This window comes from Magnetovibrio blakemorei (genome assembly GCF_001746755.1).
Taxonomy (GTDB): Bacteria; Pseudomonadota; Alphaproteobacteria; order Rhodospirillales; family Magnetovibrionaceae; genus Magnetovibrio; species Magnetovibrio blakemorei.
Map to the genome: position 1 here is coordinate 1 of NZ_MCGG01000044.1, position 8,552 is coordinate 8,552.

General features: G+C 45.1%; 7 protein-coding genes and 2 pseudogenes. 1 reads left to right on the forward strand and 8 read right to left on the reverse strand.

The window, feature by feature from the left end; translation table 11 throughout:
• Positions 1 to 103 precede the first annotated feature (103 nt).
• The 4 genes from BEN30_RS12120 to BEN30_RS12135 all read right to left on the reverse strand — a co-directional run bounded on the left by BEN30_RS12120 (position 104) and on the right by BEN30_RS12135 (position 5,402).
• Positions 104 to 1,723: a D-lyxose/D-mannose family sugar isomerase gene (locus BEN30_RS12120; protein WP_211563386.1), complete on the reverse strand. Its 1,620-nt coding sequence runs from the start codon at positions 1,721 to 1,723 to the stop codon at positions 104 to 106.
• Between the two features lie 14 nt (positions 1,724 to 1,737).
• Positions 1,738 to 2,826, reverse strand: a complete 1,089-nt coding sequence (locus tag BEN30_RS12125; RefSeq protein ID WP_069958513.1) for a Gfo/Idh/MocA family protein — start codon at positions 2,824 to 2,826, stop codon at positions 1,738 to 1,740.
• Positions 2,827 to 2,939: 113 nt separating this feature from the next.
• Positions 2,940 to 3,641: an NTP transferase domain-containing protein gene (locus BEN30_RS12130; RefSeq protein WP_170827038.1), complete on the reverse strand. Its 702-nt coding sequence runs from the start codon at positions 3,639 to 3,641 to the stop codon at positions 2,940 to 2,942.
• A gap of 57 nt (positions 3,642 to 3,698) precedes the next feature.
• Complete coding sequence (locus tag BEN30_RS12135; RefSeq protein ID WP_069958515.1) at positions 3,699 to 5,402, reverse strand: TIGR04372 family glycosyltransferase; 1,704 nt, start codon at positions 5,400 to 5,402, stop codon at positions 3,699 to 3,701.
• Positions 5,403 to 5,789: 387 nt separating this feature from the next.
• On the opposite strand from BEN30_RS12135, the pseudogene BEN30_RS19230 reads away from it, so the two are divergent.
• Positions 5,790 to 5,873: pseudogene (locus tag BEN30_RS19230) on the forward strand (transposase); the annotation flags it as partial.
• 34 nt (positions 5,874 to 5,907) lie between these two features.
• On the opposite strand, the gene BEN30_RS19020 reads toward BEN30_RS19230, so the two are convergent.
• From BEN30_RS19020 to BEN30_RS12150, 4 genes and pseudogenes are all read right to left on the reverse strand, one after another.
• Entirely contained in the window at positions 5,908 to 6,372 is a 465-nt protein-coding gene (locus tag BEN30_RS19020) for a transposase (RefSeq protein ID WP_245649048.1), read from the reverse strand.
• Positions 6,341 to 6,766: an IS5 family transposase gene (locus tag BEN30_RS19025; protein ID WP_245649049.1), complete on the reverse strand. Its 426-nt coding sequence runs from the start codon at positions 6,764 to 6,766 to the stop codon at positions 6,341 to 6,343. Before BEN30_RS19025 ends, BEN30_RS19020 begins: the two co-directional genes overlap by 32 nt.
• Positions 6,767 to 6,894: 128 nt before the next feature.
• On the reverse strand, positions 6,895 to 7,611 hold the full coding sequence (locus BEN30_RS12145; RefSeq protein WP_139135008.1) for a nucleoside/nucleotide kinase family protein: 717 nt from the start codon (positions 7,609 to 7,611) through the stop codon (positions 6,895 to 6,897).
• A gap of 120 nt (positions 7,612 to 7,731) precedes the next feature.
• Positions 7,732 to 8,552, reverse strand: a pseudogene (locus tag BEN30_RS12150) (IS3 family transposase); the annotation flags it as partial.

The window sequence follows — 8,552 nt, forward strand, 5'->3', positions numbered from 1 at the left end:
GCATATTCTGAAGACGAGTCAAAAAAAGCCCTCTGTTTGATTTCGTTGGAATCGTACAGTGTTCCGTCAAAATCAAAAACGACGCATTTAATCATTTGGTATGTTACTTGACCATTAACTCAAGCTGGAAACGGCCCCAATGATCCACCTTGGTCTTTCGTTGATGCCGTTCGAGTTTGTTGATCGCCTTGTCTTTATAATAAGAATCGTCATTGTAGTGGGTTGTAGACACTTCTTCGAAAATACATCCTGTATCCGTCCAAAAACTATGCCAGACTCCGGGTTGCACAAGGCACGTATCGCCTGGCTCAAGCGTGTGAGTTTTCCCTTCCACTTTTACATGCAGAGTGCCGGATAAGATTTGGAAAGTTTCTTCCTTTAGTTTATGAAAATGCTCTGGGTGGTCTTGGTTTGGCAACTGAACGATTAGTTTCTTGCAGTACTCACGATTAATGCAATTGATAATAACGGCGCCAGTTTTTGTGAAGTTCTTAATTCCGTAATGATGGGAATATTCGACCTCAAAATCGCTACCTAGGACAATTTTTGCATCATTCAGCATGGCCTTTACTTCGTGGACTGCGGTTTTGATGATTTGCTGATCTGTGTTGTGGGGCACATTGACTTGATTCGCTAAAACGGGATCGTCCTTACCTATGTCTTGTTGAGAGACGATGCCATCTTTCCAGGCGCCGCTTTCCAATTGATCATCGACGTATGGCATAGCGAAGTAAACTTGATCTCGGGAAATGGCAACACCCTTTTTGATCGGCTTTTTGGCGTAAACGCCACGGCGCAGAGAAGCAATAGCGTTTGCTTCTTCAATAGATGTTGCAGGGCGTTCATTGGCCCCGCAAAGAACGAGTGCTTCTTTCCAGGAAGAAATCCATGTGTCAATTTGCTCTGGTGTTGATGAATATGCGTTGAGAGAGATGCCTTCGGCCTCCATACCAACATGTCGCTCAAACATCTGCGCACCCTTTGCTACGGCGATTTGAATAGGCACGGTCATCGAGGGAGCTTCGTGTGTTGACCAGCCAACAACATGGTCCGGATAACGGGCCTTGAGGGTCGTTATTTGGTTTAAATTGAATTTTTCTCGCGGAATCGGATAGATGGAGACACAGTGCATAATGGCAAAATCCACACCGCGGTGTTCAAAGAAGCTGACAACATCGTCAATGTTTCTGAGTTCTAACCCACCGGTGGAGAATATGACAGGTAGTCCGGCTTCTGCCACCTTATTCAACAAGGGCCAGTCCTTGGCGGAACAACTTGCTATTTTGATGATATCAAAGCCCATTTCGGTGATGACATCGACAGACTCTTCGTCAAAAGGGGTGCACATTGATTTGAATCCGCAGCCTTGAGCGACGTCCAGCAATTTTTGAAAATCATCACGAGCCAGCCTGGTCGATAAAAATCGCGGGATATGATTGTTATCGCTGTCTTTTTGGTGCATCGGATGGATAAACGTGTCCAATTGCCTAAATTGAAATTTTAGGGCCGCATTTACGCCATGTTTCTGAACCACTTGGCTTAGGGATTGAATGACTTTTGTTGCGTGTGCAACGCTTCCTTGATGATTATTCGCCAAATCAAGAACGAACAAGTTTTCAAAATTAAATGTGACGTTACTGTTCACGTGCTCTACCTTCTTCATTGATTGCTCAAAAGTCTTGTCTAAGTCAGATGTAATTTTACCTAACAGATGGAGCTTCACTATCTCCATCAAAACTAGCTAAGTGAATCTTCAGTGTAACCTTTGTTGTAATCAATTGAAATTGTGCGCCCTTCTTTCACTGATTTGTGGATGGCCGCCACCACAAGCATGGTGTCTAGGCCTTTTTGGTATGAAATCGGTGAGGCGTCCAGCTTGGCACTGAGCAGATTCTCAATATGATGCAGTTCAGCAATGAAGTCATCGGGGCGTGTTTTTTCGAACAGATTTATTTGTTCTTTATTTAACTCTGAATTATGAATAACAGCATCGCAGCCGGGCTTATATCCACAGTGCCATTCGATATACCCATTTTGGCCTTGAATTCGTCCCCACTTCCGAGGGGGGTTGGTGACTACATCTTGAACCACCCGGCCCACCATGCCAGATTCTGTTTTGAGATTGAGGACGCACAGTTTGTCATAATCAACAATGCCGTCATTTACATATTCAAGCATACCATTGACTTCGATTGTGCGGCCTACTCCTGCTTTATGGCAGAAGTGCTGCCATAAATTGATGGCATGAGAATGTTCACCGCTGGCACCGCCGCCGCGTTTCCAGTAGCCAAGATAACTATCGCTCGGGCCGTCAAGCCATGGGTGTGCGTTGAAAATACCACCCCAGTATTCACGGAATTCAACGTCAATCGTTTCAATTGTTCCGGTAATTCCAGATTTAATTAATTCACTTACTTTGTCACTGGCCGGGCCAACCACATGATCATAGCCAACGAAAAGATGGATGCCTTTGGCTTTTGCCTTATCAAGTAGTTCTTGAGCGCCATTTAAATCGGGAGTGCAAACAGGCTTTTCGATTAAAATTGCCTTAGGGTTTTCTTCCAGTGCCTCTAATGCCATGGAAATATGGGTGTCGGGTGGCGTTCCGATGATGATCAGATCATACCCTCCCTTGGGAGCATTGTTGTTGGAGAAGAGCTGAATCTCTTCATCCCATGTGGTATAACGCTGTGGGTAAATATCATTTTTGGTGCGTTTTAGCGCAGCCTCATCAATATCGCATAGGTCTACGCTCCAATTTAAGCGGCGCGAAGCATGTGAAAGGTGGTTGCCAATAGATCCGGCACCAAAAACTTTAACCTTCATTATGTGTCATCCCGAATTGTTGAGTTGTGATGAAAACCAGTGTTGACTGTAAGGTAAATAGCACTTGCAGCGCGTAAACCGTGAGAGTTATGGGGATTAGAATTAGAAATAATTTAGTGATTTTCCCAGAATTTACGCGCTTTATTTAGGTCTTCCTTAGTGCCAAATTCAAGAAGAGCATCGACTTCAACCACTCGAGTTTTTTCCTCGGCAACGTAACGCGTTATAATATCAGAGGTAATATCTGAAAGCTCTCCCTTCCTTGCGAGCGAATATGCAATTTCCTTCAGCAGCAAGGTATTGGAGAAAACAAATTGCCCAATCACGCCATTGTCTATGGTGTCGATATGTTGAGGCGGGCTGATCTCCTGAATTTTTTTCACTATTCCATCTTCAGCTTGGACCGAGTGCCTATATGTCCCCAAAACACCCTTGGTGTTCTTGTGCGTCGTGTAAAGGGTGCTGCCGGAAATGACCGGGTTGCTTAATAAAATCAGATCACAAAATGAAATGATCGTACCGTAACGGCTATCTATATGGTCAAGGGCATACAGAAGAGAGGTCGCGTTGTTTTTAAGGTCATTTGGGGATTCACGAGAAAAACTAATGCGCTGGGTTGGGTAGCGCCCTGATATGTAGCTTTCAAGTAAGTCGCTGTGCCAGGCTGTGCCAACGACCAGTTTATGAGATACCAACAAAAATTTGCTAATTAATAGGTCTATTGCTCGTTGTGAACCGATGGTGGATAGGGCCTTGGGGATGTATTCTGAAGCCTCGCCCATGCGTGTGCTCAGACCGCCAGCCAAGATGATCACGTTGTATATGTGACCCCTATCGCAAATAAACTGTCCTAGCATATCGGTTCCCTTAGTTTACAGTAGATGAGAATATTTTCGAAGAAAGTGACTTGAGATGTATCCAGTAGAATTGTAGCCAACATGATATGGTGCGTATATATCACGGAAGTGCTTTTGAAGAGCAATGTCCTCTATTGTCTCTTCATAGCGTCCAGAGAGCCTCAATGAAAGCTCTTTCGTTGCGGCTATTATATCTTCGGAATCATTATGTACTAATTCGAAACGCGCATTAGAGCAATCAGCGCCATGCGTGAAATGATGATTAAAATAAATCAACTCACTAAAATTAATAAGATTATTTGTTTCTTTATCTAAAACTAATTTTGGAATAAATATGCTAGGAGATTTTTTATTTGATGAGTAAATAGTGTTGCGGATTAGAAATAGGTCGCTTACAACCGCCGGACGGTCAAAGGCGGCTGCTCCGGAAAACAAGCCAGTATCACCAGCAAGCATGAAATGACAGCGTGAGAAGAGATGAACATCCAGTTCGTCACTGCGCCCATCTACAGCGTAATCAAATATAAGAGGGTGGCGGTCCTTTGGAAGAGTTTCGCTGACCTTCAATCCCATTCGCACGACTTGGTACCCTAGCTTAGCCCAATAATCAGCTGTTTCTAGGTAAGAGGAGAGTGGAGGGCATCTATGGTAGGTATCATTTCGCGCTTGAGCTGTTTCACCAACGTTCATGACAGTTCCGTAAAAATTATAATACGCCATGTCACGTAAGCCGATACATATAATCGGCTGCTCACAATTGATGCCGATATTGCGAAGCTTTTTTTCAACACGTCTTGCATCTGCATCTGGTATAGATAAAATGGGAGCTCCATTGAGAAAATCATTATTGATTTTCCGGTAGTCAGTTGTCAGTTCCGTGTGCCTATTTACATTTTCAATATTGGAATATGCAATCCTGAAAAGTTTTGTCAATAGGCGGCCCTGGGGAGAGACCAATAGACAGTGCTTGCTATAGAGCTTCATGAGTGTGTCGTTTGGGTATCCGCCAAAATAGAGAACAATCATTAGCGGTGTACTATCCAGGTTGTCGCGGAACCGTCGTAAAACAGGATCAATTCTATCAACCATATCTGCTAAACGCGTGAAATTACCCATGGATGATATTTTCACGTTCCAACGTCTAAGTATTAACCTTATGAATAAAATAATTATAACGGCAATTTTATCCTGAATATGGTATTTACACTTTCTTGATATGACATCAAAAATAAAATGTGCGCGAGACTTGAAGTCAAGCTGCTTGCTGGCGTTTATGACCGCATGCATATGCAAAAGGCTGATACCTTTTAAGGGAACCTTGTCGAATACAAATGCCTGAGACTCTTCCGAAATAGTCTCAGACAGTAGGGAACGTACATTGGGCTTGCCAATAGCATCTATGCCTTCTACGGCACCCAATGCACTGATCAAGAGCAAGGCAAGGTTCGCTTCATTATTATCAATAATCTCTTGTACAGCTTTGAGAGACTCTGCAACGTTACCTAATGCGGCGTGGGTTAAACATACTTCGAAACGGTAGGATTTGTTTTGAGGATGCTCTTGTCTATAACGAACTAATAATTTGAAAGATTCATCCGGGCGGCCAATTGTGCGCAGGTCGCGTGCGAGCTCTAAAAGTCGATTGGGGGACTGAGCCGTTGCGGCTTCCTTAATAAATTCGCGCGATATACGGGTATTGTTAGCATCTAGTATTTTCATTATTATTTGACCCTAGGGCGCCTCGGTGCGACGCCCAGTTGCATGAAACTTAGAACATTTTAGGACTGTCGGGAAGATCTGTGACATAAAATCTATGGGTTGCAAAACGTCCCGCTGAGAAATGACCCAACTCTACACATCAGGTAGGAGCGCCTTTGAAGCCTTAAGAAGATACGGCCAGCAGACGCTCCAACTGAATCCAAACGTGTATAATGTAGCTTAAGATCCAAGCTATATCAATTCCAGCAGAAAACTTGCAGCAAATGTGATCTGCTTCCCCCAAATGCCCTCGAAATAGGTTAGAGTTTTTCGTTTTCATTTTCCTGCTGGGAAGGGAGCGAAGACCGAATGAAAGCATCATGATTCACGGATGCGCAACGGGCATTCATCGTCAAGTAGGGCGAGGATGGCATACCGGTTGCGGAGATTTGCCGAGAGGCCGGGATTAGTCAGGGGACGTATTTCAATTGGAATGAGAGTCCGATTCAAAAGTTTTCATATGATATCAGCCCCTTGCCAGAAGTCTACTGACGCGCCGTATGTGAGCGATGAGCAGCCATGTTTCAGCGCTGGCGATGGTTTGCTCCCAGTCTTTGGCCAATCTGCGGCAACGGCCAAGCCATGCAAACGTGCGTTCGACCACCCAGCCGGCTAAGCCATGCAAAGTGCGTTCGACCACCCAGCGGCGGGGAATAATCTCGAAGCCCTTTGCGGCATCGGATCGCTTGACGATTTGCAGCGTCCATTGTCCAATTTTGTCCAATGCGCCCCTGAGCTTGGGTCCAGCATATCCGCCATCGGCAAAGATATGGCGCAACCACGGGAAGGAATAGCGGATCGAGTTAAGAACGGCGGGAGCGCCATCTCGGTCTTGGATGTCCGCACCATGGACCACCAAGCCAACGAGCAGGCCGGTCGTGTCGGTGACGATGTGACGTTTAACGCCCGTTGATTTTCTTGCCCGCGTCATAGCCCCGAATACCGCCGCTTTCCGTGGTTTTGACGCTCTGGCTGTCGACCACGCCCGCCGTCGGACTGGCCTCTTTTCCCATGGCTTCTCGTGCTGCCATGACCAAGTAATGGTTGACCGTTCGCAGAACGCCGTTGTTGCGCCAATCGTAAAAGTATCTGCGCACCGTCGAGACCGGAGGAAAATCATTCGGCAGCATCCGCCACTGACAGCCCGTGGACGCCATGTGCAAAATGGCATCAAATACATCTCGAAGATCCGTCGTGCGCGGACGCCCTCCGGGCTTCGCCGGGGGCAACAACGGAGCAACATGGCTCCATTCTTCATCTGTCGAATCGCTTGCATATCGGCGCCCAGTGCGCTCATAATCAGGTCGGGTGATTTCAGTCCACATCTTGTGCCTCCTCATTTGCTTTGACACAAACGAGAGAATCACAAATGACTGAAATCACTCAACTACTTTCGGATCGGACACTGAGACATTAGCGGAAGCTCTATGTGGCAATTAATCTTGCACCATAATTATATATTTTTTGAAATGTTTATACGTAAGGGAATGAAATTATGACCTGATATCTTTGGTTTATTACAAGGCATGCCCGACAAGCCATCAATAAAAATAATCTTTTCCTCAGCCCAATTGAATAAATTAATATAATAAGAAGTCTCAGAATATTCAGTGATTAGAAATCTTGCCAAAATTTCATTAAAACTTCTCCGACCCAAATCTTTTTCAATAAGTCTTTGGAGTCTAATCTTGGGGGGGACCCAAAGAAAAAAAATACGTTTCAATTTCGTAACGATAAATGGCGGTCCAAAAATTGCGCCCTCGTAAATTAAATTATTTGTTGCTGTGAGTATCAATGCATCAGATTTTTCACCTGTATCGCGTTGATAAGGAGCATCGATGACTATGGACTTTCCCTCAATAAGGTCCTCTAAGTTACTTAGTATTGTTCCCCAGTCCCACCAGTTATATTGGTTTGCAGCATCAATATAGTTATCAATAGAACGCATCTGTTTATTGATAAGGAGTGATTTACGTTCTTCTGAATCACCTATGAATCCATAATCTGCCGAATAAACTGTGCAATTTAATTTATCTGACATGAGACGTGCTACTGAGGTTTTTCCGGCTCCTGCAGGACCGGTTATACCATAAAAACCAGCCCCATGACGAGTGATGGTGTTTGATATTAAATTTTTGCAATTTACATCAAACGTCTCTGAAATATCCATTTTTATTATTCAGCCTGTTATGTGTTGGGGACAGTGCGCAACGAAAAGAATTTACTAAATTTCATCGGGCAGTTTAACTTGTAATCCCCCCTTTTTAGGGGCCGTTAGAAGTAGAACGGGTTAGGCGACCATGGTTTTTTCCATGGTCATCTTTTGTATTGGTGTTATGCCACCGATGGCCATATTGGATCGTTCGTTGTTGTATGTCCACTGCCACTTGGTCGCGGCATCTTGAACCTCCTCAATCGTTGCAAAGATGTACTGGTTCAGCCAGTCATATCGGACAGTGCCATTAAACTGTTCAGCATATGCATTTTGTTGTGGCTTGCCAAGCTGGATAAACTGCAGGCTAATGCCTCGTCTTTTAGTCCAGGCGGCCAACAAAGAACTGACATATTCGGGGGCATTGTCGCACCGAAGTGTACGGGGGGGTCCCCGCCATTCGATGATTTGCTCAAGGGCACGAATGACACGGACCGCAGGCAGCGAGAAGTCGACCTCGATGCCCAGCCCTTCGCGATTGTAATCGTCAATCACATTGAAGGCGCGAAAGCTCCGGCTATCACCAAGTTGATCATGCATAAAATCCATCGACCAAATTTCATTAATGGCATCAGGCACCGCCAAAGGTTCCGGTTTATCCCGATACAGGCGTTTCTTCGGCTGAATCTTCAGGTTCAATTCAACTCCTGTAGACCCGTTTATGGTTCCAGCCAATGCCCTTCACGTCGCGCAGATATAGAAAGCACAGCATAAACCCAGTTGCCATGGCTTCCTTGATTACATCGTTTTGAAGTTGGACCTCGGCATACATCTTCTTCAGACGGCCATGCTCAGCCTCCAACTCTTTTATCGCGATATCAATGAGGCATCCATGCCACCGTATTTGGCGCGCCATTTATAAAAACTGGCGCTGCTCATGCCGTGCTCACGGTAAGGCT